General features: G+C 62.4%; 13 protein-coding genes and 4 pseudogenes. 5 read left to right on the forward strand and 12 right to left on the reverse strand.

Annotated features, from left to right (window positions below):
* Positions 1–278: hypothetical protein (locus D3227_RS42280; RefSeq protein ID WP_208646484.1), on the forward strand; the 278-nt coding region annotated here is incomplete at its 5' end.
* Entirely contained in the window at positions 203–445 is a 243-nt protein-coding gene (locus tag D3227_RS29680) for a DUF982 domain-containing protein (protein WP_120017784.1), read from the forward strand. The genes D3227_RS42280 and D3227_RS29680, both read left to right, overlap by 76 nt.
* 235 nt (positions 446–680) lie before the next feature.
* Here the strand turns inward: D3227_RS29680 and D3227_RS29685 are convergent.
* The 9 genes and pseudogenes from D3227_RS29685 to D3227_RS43890 all read right to left on the reverse strand — a co-directional run.
* Positions 681–1,402, reverse strand: a pseudogene (locus tag D3227_RS29685) (lactate dehydrogenase); the annotation flags it as partial.
* A 99-nt stretch (positions 1,403–1,501) separates the two neighbouring features.
* Positions 1,502–1,765, reverse strand: a pseudogene (locus tag D3227_RS29690) (hypothetical protein); the annotation flags it as partial.
* Between the two features lie 13 nt (positions 1,766–1,778).
* Positions 1,779–2,105: a DUF982 domain-containing protein gene (locus D3227_RS29695; protein WP_245451924.1), complete on the reverse strand. Its 327-nt coding sequence runs from the start codon at positions 2,103–2,105 to the stop codon at positions 1,779–1,781.
* Positions 2,106–2,315: 210 nt separating this feature from the next.
* Positions 2,316–2,912: a phospholipid N-methyltransferase PmtA gene (gene pmtA / locus D3227_RS29700; RefSeq protein ID WP_120017785.1), complete on the reverse strand. Its 597-nt coding sequence runs from the start codon at positions 2,910–2,912 to the stop codon at positions 2,316–2,318.
* 222 nt (positions 2,913–3,134) lie between these two features.
* Positions 3,135–4,188 (reverse strand): annotated as a pseudogene (locus tag D3227_RS29705) (MFS transporter); the annotation flags it as partial.
* 298 nt (positions 4,189–4,486) lie between these two features.
* Positions 4,487–5,044, reverse strand: a complete 558-nt coding sequence (locus tag D3227_RS29710) for a hypothetical protein (protein ID WP_120017786.1) — start codon at positions 5,042–5,044, stop codon at positions 4,487–4,489.
* A 562-nt stretch (positions 5,045–5,606) separates the two neighbouring features.
* Complete coding sequence (locus tag D3227_RS41860; protein ID WP_167480908.1) at positions 5,607–6,086, reverse strand: hypothetical protein; 480 nt, start codon at positions 6,084–6,086, stop codon at positions 5,607–5,609.
* Between the two features lie 26 nt (positions 6,087–6,112).
* Positions 6,113–6,253: pseudogene (locus D3227_RS29725) on the reverse strand (HPP family protein); the annotation flags it as partial.
* Between the two features lie 219 nt (positions 6,254–6,472).
* A complete protein-coding gene (locus D3227_RS43890; protein ID WP_281034978.1) occupies positions 6,473–6,856 on the reverse strand; it encodes a cold-shock protein in 384 nt (127 codons plus the stop codon).
* A gap of 505 nt (positions 6,857–7,361) precedes the next feature.
* Here D3227_RS43890 and D3227_RS29735 point away from each other — a divergent pair.
* From D3227_RS29735 to D3227_RS29745, 3 genes are all read left to right on the forward strand, one after another.
* Positions 7,362–8,042, forward strand: coding sequence for a hypothetical protein (locus D3227_RS29735; RefSeq protein ID WP_120017787.1), 681 nt, complete (start codon positions 7,362–7,364; stop codon positions 8,040–8,042).
* Positions 8,035–8,721: an RES family NAD+ phosphorylase gene (locus tag D3227_RS29740; protein WP_120017788.1), complete on the forward strand. Its 687-nt coding sequence runs from the start codon at positions 8,035–8,037 to the stop codon at positions 8,719–8,721. Before D3227_RS29735 ends, D3227_RS29740 begins: the two co-directional genes overlap by 8 nt.
* A gap of 207 nt (positions 8,722–8,928) precedes the next feature.
* The gene (locus D3227_RS29745; RefSeq protein ID WP_120017834.1) at positions 8,929–11,316 is read left to right on the forward strand and encodes a TOTE conflict system archaeo-eukaryotic primase domain-containing protein; all 2,388 of its coding nucleotides are present in this window, start codon (positions 8,929–8,931) and stop codon (positions 11,314–11,316) included.
* 84 nt (positions 11,317–11,400) lie between these two features.
* On the opposite strand, the gene D3227_RS29750 is transcribed toward D3227_RS29745, so the two are convergent.
* Genes D3227_RS29750 through D3227_RS29760 form a run of 3 tightly spaced genes read right to left on the reverse strand, consistent with a single transcriptional unit; the run spans position 11,401 to position 14,894 of the window.
* The gene (locus D3227_RS29750) at positions 11,401–13,200 is read right to left on the reverse strand and encodes an SWIM zinc finger family protein (RefSeq protein ID WP_120017789.1); all 1,800 of its coding nucleotides are present in this window, start codon (positions 13,198–13,200) and stop codon (positions 11,401–11,403) included.
* A complete protein-coding gene (gene scpB / locus D3227_RS29755; protein ID WP_120017790.1) occupies positions 13,197–13,892 on the reverse strand; it encodes an SMC-Scp complex subunit ScpB in 696 nt (231 codons plus the stop codon). Before scpB ends, D3227_RS29750 begins: the two co-directional genes overlap by 4 nt.
* Before the next feature lie 3 nt (positions 13,893–13,895).
* On the reverse strand, positions 13,896–14,894 hold the full coding sequence (locus D3227_RS29760) for a DUF1403 family protein (protein ID WP_120017791.1): 999 nt from the start codon (positions 14,892–14,894) through the stop codon (positions 13,896–13,898).

The following is a 14,894-nucleotide window of genomic DNA, read 5'->3' on the forward strand; positions in this document are numbered from 1 at the left end:
CCCTCTACCTCTGCCGGCATCCCCGCCCGCCGCCAGAAGCGCCGGCATTGCAGCAGAGTTTGCGCCAGGTGGCTGGCGCACGAAGTGTGAAGGCCGGCAAGGTCTGCTGGCCCTATTCGGCCCTCGGCAATACATGTATGAAACGAGCCGACGTCATGGCAGGCGCAGACCGCACCAAGCTCGGTATTGAGGGTGTAATTGGATGTCGAGCAGGTTCGTCCGACCCGTGGTGGTGCAAGTTGGCCGACATGACCGTGAGCGCGTCATTTTCGATGTGAACGACGCGGCCACGATTCTGCTCCGGAGCTTCCATGATCGGACGAAGAAGCGGAAACTGGCTATGGATGCATGCCTTCAGGTTCTGCGTGGCGAAGCCCACCCGCTGGTTGCCAGACGGGCTTTCGTTGTGGCGGCGTTAGAAGCGAAAATTCTGCGCAGTGATTGAATTCCAAGATTATAATAGCCTAAATTACTTCAAAACCCCCGCAAAAGCAGTAACGCAGACAAATAGATCGAACGAACGCTTACTCTTGTAGCCGCGATACATAGCTGCGTATCGAGTGCTGCGCTCGTCGCGCAAGATTGATTCGTTGGATCATCCGCCAAGCTCAGGTTTGCGGCGGAGGTCTTTCCGGTTGGTGGAACGCAACCCTGTCGTCGCCGCCAGAAGGGCCGCATTGCTTCTCCGGCACGCCGTCGGCGCTGCCCCCCTTGCGGATCTCCACGACGACGGGCTCGCCGTCGATTACCTGCATGAGGGCCTCTGGAGTTGTCGAAGAAGAAGCCGCCTTCACGCACATGCAGGGCGGGCAAATCGATGACGCCATGGTCGTCGGCATCTTCGATATCGAAGTCGATCCCGGTGGGCTCGCCGTCATAGAGAGCTTTCGGAAGGAGATTGATGTCGGCCGACAGCGCGGCGTCGAGGCCCGCACCCTGGCGGGGCAAGCATGTGTAGGTTTCGCCGAAGGGCCCGGACATCAACGCGTGCCGGCCGAGCACAAAATCCGGATGCCGGGCGAACCAAACCAACGGTTTACACGGATTGCGCCCTCGTCATTCGCGGCTGGCCGGACCTCCTCGATGTCGAGCCAGGATAGATCGCCCTCTGGCTCGCCGACCTTGCGCTTGCGCAGGAACAGGATGTCGACCACCACGTTGGTGCCGGCCTCAGTGCGAAAACTGCGTTCCGGCAGGCGGATCGCCGCAATCAGGTCGGCCGATTTGGCGATGTGCTCGCGGGCAGTGCCATCGGTCCTTGTCCATGGTACCGGCGCTGGTGACGAAAGGCCGCGAAGGCGCCGGGTTTGAGAAGATTAATCGAGCGCGCAATACCGTGCAGGCGCAAGGACAGCGCGCCATAGGCCCGGTCCGAACGAACGGTGCGATCGGAGAAGGGCGGAATATGTTCTGCAGAACATATTCCGCCTTGGACTAACCCGCTCCGCCACGGCGCGGCCCACATGCTGCCACGAGGGCCCTCCCGCAGCAGGTCGTGGCGCATGGCGGCGCCGATCACAGACTCGGGGAGATGGCGCTCCTCGCGCAGGTAGCGCCAGGTCCTCGAGCCCGGCCACGGGCTTGCGGCGGACGCTCCAGCGAGCGGCCACGTCGAGATCCGGCTCGCGATCCCAGGCCCGCCGCTTCCACACCGGTTCGCGCGGCTCGTACCCGACCAGCCGGGCAACCAGCATCTTCGCCTCCAGACTTCAATCGCTAAGCAGATGCTTCGAGCGCGGCTGCGAGGAAAGACCTGCGAGCGCACGGTGGAATGGCTCTCACCGCGCGGTACCGCAGACAGGCGTGTAGAACACTAAACCCGCACGATCTTGCAGGCGGCGATCCACCTGCATGGCGGATATCGGATCTTCCAAAAAGGCGGCTCGCTTGGCGAAGTCGAGAAAAGCATGGCGTGCAGCGCTTACGGGTTTCTGCCCGTCACATGCATCATAGCATGCCCGAAGGGCAGTCTGATGAAGCCGGTCCCTTTGATCTTCGGGCCAGTCATTGAGAAAATCGATAGCGTCCGCAAGGCTGGCGATTTCTTGTACGATATACGTAGCGCGCCTCACGAAGATGGGGCTGCTGAAATCCTCCGCGTTCATTCGCTCCTCCCAACTTGCTGAACACTCCTCTGCGTCGAGCCGTCCGCAGACCCGCCGGCCATCGCACAATGTGCTGTCGGTCCCTCGACCATTCAAGGGGGCGCAGAGGTACTCAAGCGCCAGCGCCTGCGCAGCTCCAAGCTGGCCCAGCTCTCGCTCTGCTTCAGGCACGATTTCGCGGAGCGCGCAGCGCGTTGGCTGCGTTCAGAGTCAGACCGCTCGGCGGTAAGTCCAGAGCTGCGCGGGCGGGATATTGCGGACGACGAAATCGTAGTGTGACACGATGTAGCGGTCCGGCATCTTGATCACTGGCGACAATGGTCCGTAGGTGATTTGCATCACTGGCCTGCCAGCAGGGATGCGGGTCAGCAAATCCTCAAGCAAGGCGAGGCGCAGCTCCATCGGGAAGCTCAACATCGGCACCGCGCTTATGACACAGTCGAACTGTTCGGCATTTCGTTCCGCCAGCACTTCACCCAGCGAAAAAGCATCGCCCAATCGAAAATCTACGCACGGAAAACGTAGGGTGAGGCGATTGTAGAAATCCTTCGAATATTCGACCGAAACCAGCTGCTGTGGCTTCACGCCCGTGTCCAGGATAGCCTTGGTGATTACCCCGGTCCCTGCCCCAAGCTCGAGAACTGGCATTCCGGACGCTGGCCTGATCACGCTAGCCATGCGGCGCGCCGCATGAACAGAAGTCGGCATGAGCGCGCCCACTCCTTTTTTGTCCCTTTGCCAGCACCGGAAGAATTGCACTTCTTCCTCAAACTTCCGGCCGAGGCGCTCCTTCAAGCGAAAGACCATGTCTACTCCCTGCTACGGCTATTCATCGGCGTCGCTTTGACGGAGGGACGTTTGGACAAGTTTTTCGACATTTACAAGCGCTGACGGCGTTGAAACGGCGCCGGAGTTTGCGTCGGCCGGAACGAAGACCGGTCGTTCGACTCCATCGGGACCGCCAGCACGGTTCGCGTCTGCATCGCCGGTCCTCATCGTGGGGTTCCCACGACGGCTGGAAGGCGAAGTCCTTGGGCTTGACAGTTGCACGCTCACGTCAAGCCCGGTCCAGGTGACGACCCAGCCAGCGCCGCCGAGCGCCAAAGCAATAGCCGCCACCGCCAGTGAAGGCGTCAGGGCAAGCGAAAGACAACAAGCCGCGCAGGCGATGCAGGCCAGTGTCGTCAGACGCTCTTGGGACAGCGACCGTCGCAGGATGTTGTTGCAGATGCCGGTGCACAAGGCGCCCGTCCCGAAGCCGGCCATCAGGATACCATAACCGATCGGTCCTCCCCCCAATTGATCGCGGGTGACCAGGGGCAGCAGCGCCAGTATGGAGATGCTAGTCAGGCCGAAAAGCGCTCCGCGCGCGATTGCCGCCTTGATCTCTCCCGACAGCGCCGTGAAGCGCGCTCCGTCATGCATAGCTGTGGTCAATGGCTCGCGCGGAAGAGGCGAAGAGCGCACATTCCATTTGCAGCGCCCAACGGTCCACAGCAGCGTCAGATAGGTCAGCGTCGCGATGGCGAAAGCCGTCAGTGGTCCGAAGGAGGCAACGACGATGCCGCCGAACGCCGGACCGATGCTTCGCATGGCGTTGTAGCCGACCGAGATCAGTGTGACCGCGGCTGGAACATCCCGCTTTCGCAGGATGTCACCGACCGAGGCGTGCCAGGCAGGGTCGGTGAAAGCGGCGCCGCATCCGGCCAAACAGCTGAATGCGAGGATCATCCATGGATTGTAGAACCCCAGCGCCACAGTAGCAGTCAGCATCGTCGACGACAAAGCTATCACGCACCAGCCGAGCATCATCACATTGGCGGCGGCTGAAACTGTCGGCAATGGCCCCGGCGAAGATCGACAGAATGAATACGGGCAGCGTCCTCGAAGCCTGCACCAGGGCGACCATCACGTCCGAAGTCGAGATGGTTGCCATCAGCCAACTGATCGCAACGGTCTGCATCAGCCAGCCAAGACTGGATACCTGGTTCGCCAGCCAGATCGGACGAAAAGTCGGACTCTCGAGCGGCGCAAACGTTGCCGACGAAACTGGATTGGCTTCCTCGCGCGCCACCCTGCTCATGGGGCTGAGCCTCCCCCCGTCCGATTGTGCTGGAGATTTTCCTCTGGGCGCACCTGCCTATGGAGAGTGGCAGGATCAGGGCATTGTTGGCGCCTTTGCGCAAATAGTTTTCGATGGCTCGGCGTTTGCCCCGGCGGCACGTTGGGAAGCCAACGTTCAGGGACGTGCCCGAACTTTCTACCGGCAGGAAAAGAGAGCAAAACTTACTTCAACGACGGGAGCAGCGATGTCGGGGTCGGTTCCGGCTGAGGCGAAATGACACGCGCGGTCTGCGTTGAACGAGGGTTTTCGCTTGCGGCTAGAGATGGGTCAGGTCGTCCGGGTATTGACCGCCCCGCTGGACGAACAGGCCCCAAGTTTCCTCACCCCGTTTTGAGACGACCCGGTGGGCAGGATCATCTGAAGCTTCCGCGATCAGGCCGAGGCGCACGAGTGGTGCGATCGTTCTGTCACCAAACAGTTTCTCATAGGTCCGCTCCTGCAAGTCGAGCATCCAACCCGGCGTTCCACGCTCCGTGATAGCGGGGACAAGGCGTCCGCTCGAGGCGGGCCTACCCCCACGCGACAGCGTGAACAGGCAGATGGTCCAGAAAGCGTCCCTTGGTCGTGGCGGTATCAGCGCCCATTCTATTGGTCCGCTGTCCGGTTGTTCGGCCACGGGAGCGGGTCCGCGCTCCCCGTCACGGGTTCCCTCCCGGTATGCTCTCTCAAGCGCATTGGCGATGGTGCCCGCGGTATCGACGGAGAGCCCGTATTTCCGGTTGTAACGGTCTTTCGCGACGATCTCCCGTGCAATTTCCCTGAAGCGGGCCTTGCGATATGGATCGGATGGGGGGCGTCCTGATCGCATGGTCATGGCGTGATCTCCATCTTCGGAGCCAAGGAAAGTCTGCTGCGCTTGACGATGTCAGCAACGGTGTTCTTGCTCAAACCGAGATCGCGAGCGATCCAGCTACAGCTACAGCCTTCGGCGTACAACTTGATGACTTTTGTCGCCAGCCGATCTGATTTTCGGCGCTCCCCAGTCGGTCGACCGAGCTTTCTCCCACGTTCTTTTGCTGCGGCTAGCCCGGATTTGACGCGTTCGCTATCAGGTCGCGTTCGAATGCCGCGATGCCGGCGCGGAACGTCGCCAGCATCCGACCATGTGGCGATGACAGATCGAAGGCCATGCTATTCATACCGATGACGGAAACCTTCCAGCACTTCCTTTGATTTGCATTGCCCGATTGTTGTCCAGAGCAGACTTTAATTCAATAGGGACCAAGCTCCATGGCGAGACCCCTAACACTGCTTCCAGTTTGGGCAGCCATCGCAGTGTGGGACGGTTCGCGGGGCTTTTTCGTCTGCTTCATCTTGTTTCTGGTCTGATCTCTTGCTCTTCTCTCTCGACCGCACGGGCTCGGAAACCACGAGTTTCAAGCCTTCACCAGCCAAAATCCAAACGCAGTGCCGGCGAGCGCGACCGGTAAGTTGAGAAAGCCCGGTCTGCTTGGGAGGAGTTCAGCCCATCGAACAGCCCGACGTTTTCGTCTGCTCGACTCGACAATGGACAGGAAGGCGGCAATATTCCTGTAGGTGGGAGAGGATGTATGCGAGATTTGCCACGCGACATAGATGCCGACGTTGTGATTGAAATCAGTCGTCTTCTCGATGACGCCGCGCACACCGTGACTGTAGCGATCCACGGTCTTGTCAAACATATCCGGGACGTAACACAAACGCGACTTTCCGATCAGGCGATCGAAGAATTGATTGTTGAAATGGCCTCGACGCGTGGTTTGTCCATGATCTTCGAGAAGCCCGCGGCCTGAGCCTCGCTTCCAGGGTTCAACATCGACCCATTGCAGATGCCTTAGTCGCCGACGCGCATCAAGATTAGCGTGGGGTTCGGCCATTGGCGGCATCGAATTTACCGAAGATGGGCGGCGATAGCCAGCGCCACGGCAATGCCGGTGGCAAGGACGGGTTCATGCACGAACTGCGTCACGATCACGCCGACCAGCGCCGATATCGTGTTACCGCCGATGATCGACCATGGCTGCGCCAGCGGGCTGGCCGGCACCTTCGCATTTGCGATACGAAATTGTGCATTGCAATATCGGCGGCCAGTCGGTATCATCTTGCTGTCGGCCATCTCCTCCTCCCAGATGGATGCCGATACTGAATGCGGTGCACCTCCTCCCGCGCCGTATTCGAAAATAGAGCCCGCTGCCACCTCCTCCCGGCAGCGGGCTTTTCTTTTGTATGAAGGTAGTTTCGGCCATGGCCGATCTATCGGCGCCTAGAGGAGGCGAATGCTCCGAACCTCCAGGCCCTTCTTGCCCTGCCCGTATTGGAAAGACACTTTCTGCCCTTCCATCAGCACGCTGAGCCCTGAGCGGATCAGCGCAGTAGCGTGAACGAAGGCGTCCTTTTCACCGTTCTCGGGAGCAATGAAGCCGAAGCCCTTTTCGGGATTAGACCACTTGACCGTGCCTCCGCTCTCCAGCTGCGCACTGCTCGCGGCAATGGACTCTCCCGCCAAGCGCTCATCTGCCGGAGTTTTCGGAATCTGCTCGCCGATATCGAGGACTTTGACGACCTGGCGACCTCGTGGACCTTCTTGCGCTGTGACCTTGAGATGCGTCCCCTCGGAAACATCGCGGCTGCCGGCAGCTTCCAACACCCGGATGTGCAGATACGCCTCGGTGCCGGTGGACAGCTTGACGAGCCAAAACCCTTGCTGGCGTTGAACCAGATCACCTCGGCGTCGACAGCGCCTGGAGTTACGGCTGGCGAGTGCTGAAAGTAGCTGGGCTCGGAAGTCCGCTCCGAAAAGGAAACCGGGTCATCGTCATAGCGACGCCGTGGCTGGCGGTAATCTTTATATTTGCTCATCATCGTCTCGACTGGCATGGAGAGCTGCGCTCCCGTCAGGGTAATCTCCATCGTACGATGCGTTTGTGTCAAATGGACATGTGGGCGCATATCTTGCTTCTTTAGGCGACGTTACTGGGCACGGGGCGCCGTGCGAACGGGGGCCAAGGCGAAAGCTGCCGGAGCGTACAATTGATGGCTGGCGACCTAATCGACGGTCGCCTGCGGCTAAAAAGTTTCCAGCACCACTTGATGAGATTGGTTATCTTTCTATATATGTAACCACCCTCACCACACAGACGGAGCGGGATATCATGGCACGTACCAATGACACCCTGGAACTTTCGGGATTTGGCGCGCTCACCGGAACACCGAAGCAGGTTGGCGACCAACTTGATCGGCTGACTGCGGAGCAGGTCATAGCGCTAACGTTCGAGCACGGGAGTGAACCTGCCATCCGCGCGCTCGCGGACACGGTCGTCAGCATCGCCCCTCTCGTTCGTACCATCCTGATGAGGCGCCAACGCGAAGCCATTGGTTCAATAATCGAGGCTCTGGTTCCTCAGGTACCGCCCCCGCAGCATATGCTTGTGGAGGCGCGGATGACGGCCGAGGCGAGAAAGGCAGTGCTGGAAAGCGGTGATTGGCTGACGGCTTCCCAGATCGCCAATATGGCTGGGTTCAGCACCAGCAATCCAAGTGCGCAGCCAAACAAGTGGAAGAAAGAAGGCCAGATCTTTGCGGTTCGGCATCGGGGTGTAGACTATTTCCCCGGCTATGCTCTGGATTCCGCCTCCGGATATCGGCCCATCAAGGCGCTCGCCAAGGTTCTGAGCGTATTTTCCGGGAAAAAGGATGATTGGGGGCTCGCCTATTGGTTTGCATCGGTCAACAGCTCCCTTGGGGGTAAGCGTCCGCACGATATGCTCATAGCGCAACCCGAGCGCGTTCTTGCGGCCGCCGAGGACGAGTTGGTAGGCGCACTCCATGGCTAAACCAAAGATTGGACGGGGATCCCGGACAAGTCCAGTTCCCGTTCCATCGAACAATTTGCAGGATATCATCACCCGAACGATATGGCCGGTGGGCCAAGTTATCCATCGTATTCATCTGAACCTCTATGCCGGCGCGGAATTTAATCCAGGCCTGAAAGGCAATGCCCGGTTCAGCCCGATCAAAAACGCAAATGGGGCCAGTATCCCGACTCTGTACGGCGGAACGACCTTTGACTGTGCGGCGATGGAAACGGTTTTCCACGATGTGCCATTCGCGCCTGGCCTGAAGACCTACGACAAGGTGAAACTGGCCGATCAAGTCTATTCGAAGGTGACGCCTCAGGGCGATTTCGTCCTGGCTGACCTGAGCGTCACTGCGCTAAGGAAACTCGGTATCAAGCGCAGCCAGATCATCGACACCGAGAAGGACGGCTATTCAGCAACACGCCCCTGGGCTGAAGCCATTCACACACAATGCCCAGACATCCAGGGACTTTACTGGGTTTCTCGGCAGGACGATCGGGCTCTGGCCGTGATGCTGTTTGGCGATCGAATTCCGGCAAACATGTTGGTGCATTCCGGCGCGTCGCTCGATTTGACCGGGAACTCTGACGTCTATTCCGCATTGCTCGAACTCGCCGATCGTATCGGCGTAAAGATCGTAGGCGTCAGGTTCTGATGGCGGAAACAGGAGATCGGGGCAATTTGGGGGCGGCAACCTCCCCAGCCGCGCCTTCCGGCGACCGTCTGATCGGAGTGTGCCGCTATCAACGCGCCTCGCCCACGGCGATTCTGACCTCGGAATGATGGGGATTGTCCAGGCTTGTCGGATTGGGATCTTGAACGAGACGCCGAGATTGAGCGGATCCGCGCCCGCCTGAAGTCGATGGCCGCGGAGCAGCGATCCCTTGAGGCGAGACTCGTCGAACTTGAGCAACTGAGTACGCCGCCACTCTCGCATGGTGAGGCCGCATCTGTCGCCAAGACCGCACCGGTGACCAATGCGTCGGCGGCGGCGGAGAAAATTGGTCTGTTCCGGCGCCTGTTCGCCGGCAGAGCGGATGTATATCCCGTTCGCTGGGAAAACAGGAAAGCAGGGCGATCGGGCTACGCGCCCGCTTGCGCCAATGAATGGGTGAAGGGTATCTGCGGCAAGCCGAAGGTTAAATGTGGCGTCTGTCCCCACCAGGCCTTCATTCCGGTTTCCGACGAAATGATCGAGCGCCATCTGCGCGGCGGCACCGCGTCGCGACCCAGCGCCGAAGACTTCGTCGCCGGCGTCTACCCGATGCTGCCCGACGAAACCTGCTGGTTCCTGGCGGCCGATTTCGATGGGGAAAGCTGGTCGGTGGATGCGACCGCTCTGATGGAGACGTGCGAAGCCAGGGGCATTTTCGCTGCCTTCGAGCGGTCGCGCTCCGGCGACGGCGGACATCTTTGGCTCTTCTTCTCGGAGCCCATCCCGGTGCGCGCCGCGCGCCAGCTCGGTTCCCTGCTCGTGACCGAAACCATGGAGCGCCGCCCGGAGATCGGCTTTGCCTCCTACGACCGCTTCTTTCCCAGCCAGGACACAATGCCGATTGGCGGATTCGGAAACCTCATCGCCCTACCGTTGCAGCGGCGGGCCCGGGAACGCGGCAACAGCGTCTTCGTCGACCGGGATTTGCGACCTTACGACGACCAGTGGGCCTTTCTGTCGGTATTGCCGCGTCTGTCCGCCGATGCGGTGAGCCGCTTGGTGGACGAGGCAGAGACGGTGGGGCGCGTGCTTGGCGTGCGCATGCCGGTCGAGGATGAATCGGCGGACGAGCCCTGGCGCGTGACGCCTTCCCGGCGAGTTCCAGTCAGGATCGATGAACCGTTGCCGGGCCGGATCAAGATCGTGCTCGCTGATCAGATCTATGTGGAGCGTACCGGATTACCTTCCACCATGGTGGCCCTGATCATTCGGCTGGCCGCATTCCAGAATCCGGAGTTCTACCGTGCCCAGGCGATGCGCCTGCCGACCTTCAATAAGCCCCGGATCATCTCCTGCGCCGAGCTCCATCCCAATCATGTCGGCCTGCCGCGTGGCTGTCTCGACGACGTGACCAGGCTGATCCGGGATCATGGTGGTGATGTCGAGGTTGTGGACCGCCGGGAAGCGGGATCTGCGCTTTCCGAAGGCACGCGGTTCCTAGGCGCGTTGCGCGGCAGGCAGATCGAAGCCAGGGAGGCGCTGGCGGCGCACGACTTCGGCGTGCTGGCGGCCGCCACCGCGTTCGGCAAAACGGTCGTCGCCGCAGCACTGATTGCCGAGCGTGCCCGCAACACGCTGGTGCTGGTGCACCGTCGCGAACTGCTCACTCAGTGGGTCGAGCGTCTCAAAACCTTCCTCGCAATCGACCCTCGGCAAATCGGCATTGTCGGCGGTGGGCGCCGCAAGCCAACCGGCATGATCGACGTCGCGCTTATCCAGAGCCTGGTGCGGCGCGGCGAGGTTTCAGACCTGGTCGCCGACTACGGCCATGTCGTCGTCGACGAGTGTCATCATCTCTCCGCAACCAGCTTCGAACTGGTGGCGCGGCGCGCCAAGGCGAAATACGTCCTCGACCTGTCGGCGACAGTCGCCCGCAAGGACGGACACCATCCCATCATCTTCATGCAATGCGGGGCCGTCCGGTATCGGGCGAGCGCACGCGATCAGACGATCGCAAGCGGGTTGAGCCATCGCGTCCTGGAAAGGCCGACCCGATTCCAGCTTCCTCCATCGCTCGCGGGCGCTGAACGCCCCTCGATGCCAGCGATCTACGCCGCGCTCGCTGCGGACGATGGTCGCAACGACCTGATCTTCGACGACGTTCTCGGAGCGCTCGAGGCGAAGCGGTCACCGGTCGTATTGACCGAACGCCGGGATCATCTCGAACTGCTTCAGACCAGATTTGCCAAATTCACGAAGAACCTCGCCGTGCTGCGCGGCGGCATGTCGGCGGCCGAACGCAAGGCGGCCGAGATCGCCCTTCGGGCGCCGGACGATGAGGAACGCCTTATTCTGGCGACGGGGCGCTATCTCGGCGAAGGGTTCGACGACCGGCGCCTCGACACGTTGTTCCTGACCATGCCGATCGCGTGGAAGGGGACGCTCGCCCAGTATGTCGGACGACTCCATCGCGAACACCGGGACAAGTCCGAAATTCTTGTTTACGACTATGTCGACGCAACGGTGCCGGTGCTCGCGCGCATGGCCGCGAAGCGGCGGGCGGGATACCGGGCGCTTGGATACCGTCTGGAATAGGGATGGGGGCGGTTGCGACCGGTCGATCCCGAAGCGATCGCGATCTGGTCCCTCGTCGCGAACAACGCAGCTGCATCGAAGCGCCTATGCGCGCGGCCGCAGCGCCTCGAGCAAGGGCCGCAGCTTGTGCTTGCGGCGATGCTTTTCGATCAGCGCATCGATCCTTGTGATCCAGTCCTCGAACCGGCCGGCGGCGTCATGGGCGAGCGCCGCCTTCTCCAGCCATTGCGCCGCCAGTTCATAAAAGCCTGACTGCCCGGCGTCCATCACGTTGGCGGCGATGCGCTCGGCGACATCGATGACCCAGTCGGGATGGCTGGCGTGCGCCGCTTCGACGAGCCGCAGCAGCACGTCGTTCGCTGGATTGCGCAGCGTGTTCTCGACGTCGACGGATCGCACCGCCTCATCGATCATGCCTTCGCCGAGGAAAATCTCGGTCCGGTCGTGGGCGTACGTCGGCGCCGCCAGGCAAGCCAGGAGGTGGGGCCGCAGTTCGGCCCATCCTGGTCCCGCAAGCATCTCGGCCGCTCGAAAATCTTCGAGCGACAGGCTGTGTTCGAAGGCGCTGCCCGCCGCCGTGACTGCAACTGTGTCCCGGCCCAGCGCAGCGGCGCTGTCGCGCAGCCAGCGGGCGAGGCCGACCACTCCGAATAGACGATCGCCTTCCGGTTTCAGGCTCAGTCCCCACCCCGCAAGTTCCAGCGCCGCATCGACTTGCCCCGTCTCTTTCAGGAGGCGCGAAAGCTGGAGGGCCTCTTCGGCGGAGCGGAACCTTTTGCGCGCATAGGCAATCGCATCTGTGCTGCACCCGCGCCGGACCAGCATGGCGGCGTGGTCGCCATGGCATCCCGCGGCCCTGGCGAGGTTGAGGAATTCGTCCGTCCGCCCGCCGATCTCGAGAACTCGAAGCCGCGCTTGCGTCAGCCGCGCCGTGGTCCAGTCGCCGTGGCCCGAAAGCGGCCAGGAGCGACCCTTTCCCGCAAGAATATCGTCGAGGCCGATCTCGTCCCAGCCTTGTTCGAGCGCGTCGATCGCGACCTGTAGATGGTCGTCGAGGCCGTATTCATCGAGCATGCCCTGCCAGACGTCGAGCCGGACCATCAGGTCGTCCCGTTCCTCCGGGAGAAGGCCGCCCAACAGCACCGCTTCCGCGATCATCTGGCCGAGCACGGGAAAGAACTCGTGCAGGGTCTCGTCCCAGTCGGCCTGTTCGAGCCATGCCGGCACGAGCGCCTCCGTCACCGGCTCGAGAATCCTCAACGCATTGCGTCCGTCCCCGGCTTCGAGAAACGGCTTTGCCTTGTCGATCAGTGCCCCGAAAGCGTCCTCGTCGACGGCGGCACCATTGTCGCTCCAGCGATCTCGGCGCGAAGTGCGTCCCGACAGCAGCGCCTCGGCCTGCCGTTTGATCGGCTCCGGGTCGACGGCGGTTCGCCGGGGGCTGGCCGAAAGCGGGTCCGGCGCACCGGCGGCAAGCTCGGCCTCGATCCACAACGCGAATGCCGGATCCTCCTCGGCCCGTCTGGTGAGCAGCGCCGCCAGCGCCTCCCGATCGAGGTTCCGGAGAACCCCGTCAAGGGGTGGTCGCTCCACCACCGAGTCTGGCGTGTCGAGATATTTGAGGAGCACGGCCACGACGTGCTTGCAGGCGCCGCCCCAGTCGTAGGGGCAGGAGCAGCGCGTCGCCGCGACTCCACCCTGGTGCAGATCGACCGTCACCTCGTAGGGCGCGAAGTCGCTGCCTTCGACGTGAGCGGTCAGCCGGTCGCCCCGTCGCACCAGCCCGGAAACGGCCCCGCTGCGCACATAGTCGCGGCCGCGCGCGAAGGAATCGGCGGTCGCCAGAGCGCGCACGGCGTCTTTGCCAAAGGCGGGATCCTTCATGGCTGGTCTTGCTCCTCTGCCTCGATCTCGCCGAACAGCCCTGTCGCGCCGGTCAGGTCCGCCAGCAGCTTTTCCTTGTTGAGCAGCCCGGCATCCTCGAGAGCCTCGGTGTCGGGAAGATCGCGAAGCGTGTCAAACCCGAAATGCAGCAGGAACGCTTTCGTGGTGACATAGGTGTAGGGCGCGCCAAGTGTCGGGCTGCGCGGACCGGACGCGATCAGACCAGCCTCGCGCAGATTGCCGATCAGGTCGCGGCTGATCTCCCGGCCGAAGAACGACGACAGCTCGGAGCGCGTGATCGGTTGGAAATATGCCACACACATCAGCACCAACACCTCGGACTGCGTGAGGTCGGTCGCGCGCCCGCTGACACCGACGGCGGCGCGGATGGCGTCGGCATAGGCTGGCCGTGTCAGGTGTTTCCAGCCGCCGGCGACCGCGACCAGGTCATAGGGGCGGCCGCGCAGCTCCTCGCGGATGTCGTCGATGAGGAGGTCGAGGTTGCAACTGGCGCCAACCACTCGCGCGAGCACACTACGTGTGACCGGCTCACTCGCCGCGAAGACGGTTGCTTCGACGCGGTTCATCCATTCCCGCCAGCGCACCTCCGGCGGCAGGTGATCGAGCTCGCGGTCCAACAGATGATCATCTGACCGGCCTTTGCCTCGTCTTGTACGAGAGCCCTCCACCATCCGCTACAGCCCGTAAATGCGGAACGTGGTGCGGCCGGACAGCTCGCGCACCGCGCCAAGATCGACGAGACGGTCGAAAAGGCGGCGCAGGCCGCGATCGCTCATGCCGGCGATCTTCTCCGAGGCGACAATTGCGTCGCCGGACAGTAGTTTTTCGACGACGCGATCCGACGCCCGGGCGCGCAACTTCGGCGCCACCGCGAGCAGCCGATCCGCGCGGCGTCCGAGCTCGGCGGAAAGATCGATGGCGCGCAGCGCGGCGCGCGCGTGCGCGAAAAGCAGTCCTTTGGTCTGGTCGGGTTGGCGCTCCACGCCAGTCGCCAAACTTGTTCCCGGGCGTCGTGCGCGGGCGAGCTTCGCCCCCGGCTCGGCCTCCGTGCCCAACAACGGCACCGCATGGCCCCAGCCAAGCCGTTGCGCCAGCAGCGCATCCGCGAACCATGCTCCCGCGCGCCCAACACCATGCCGTTCCGCGCTGGCGAGCGCCCCACCCAGGATTGCGACCACCCCTTCGGCGCCGGCGAGTTGCCGAAGGTCATCCAAAAGATCGGATACCGTCCCATCGTCGCGTGCGAGACCCAGATCGTCCAGAACCTCGGCGATGCCCGGCTCGCTCAGCAGTTCCTCCGTAGGCCGCGTGGCCAACCGACGCCAGGCCAAAAACATCCGGCCGGCGGGGCCGACGTCATCGCCGGGGCGGGTCAGGAGCACAGCATCGCGCAATGGTACTTCATCCTCGACGCGGCCCGCTTGTCTTGCCGTCACCGCGCCGGCCGCAAGCGCTAGCCGCTGCCGCCAGGCGCCAGCCCATCGTTCTTGCCGGCGCACGACTGCATCGAGCGCGCCGATAGCGGCGCCGGCCATAATCGCGGCATCCTCCAGCGTCTGCGGCTGCCGCGCGGCCCGGCGCAGCCAGGACGGCACCGGCGTCGCGAGTGCGAACGGCTCGGCATGGGCAGGTTCGACAAGGTGCCGTCGAGACGGTTTCGGGCGCAGAATCAT

This window comes from Mesorhizobium waimense (assembly GCF_003601975.1).
In the GTDB taxonomy this organism is placed as follows: Bacteria; Pseudomonadota; Alphaproteobacteria; order Rhizobiales; family Rhizobiaceae; genus Mesorhizobium; species Mesorhizobium waimense.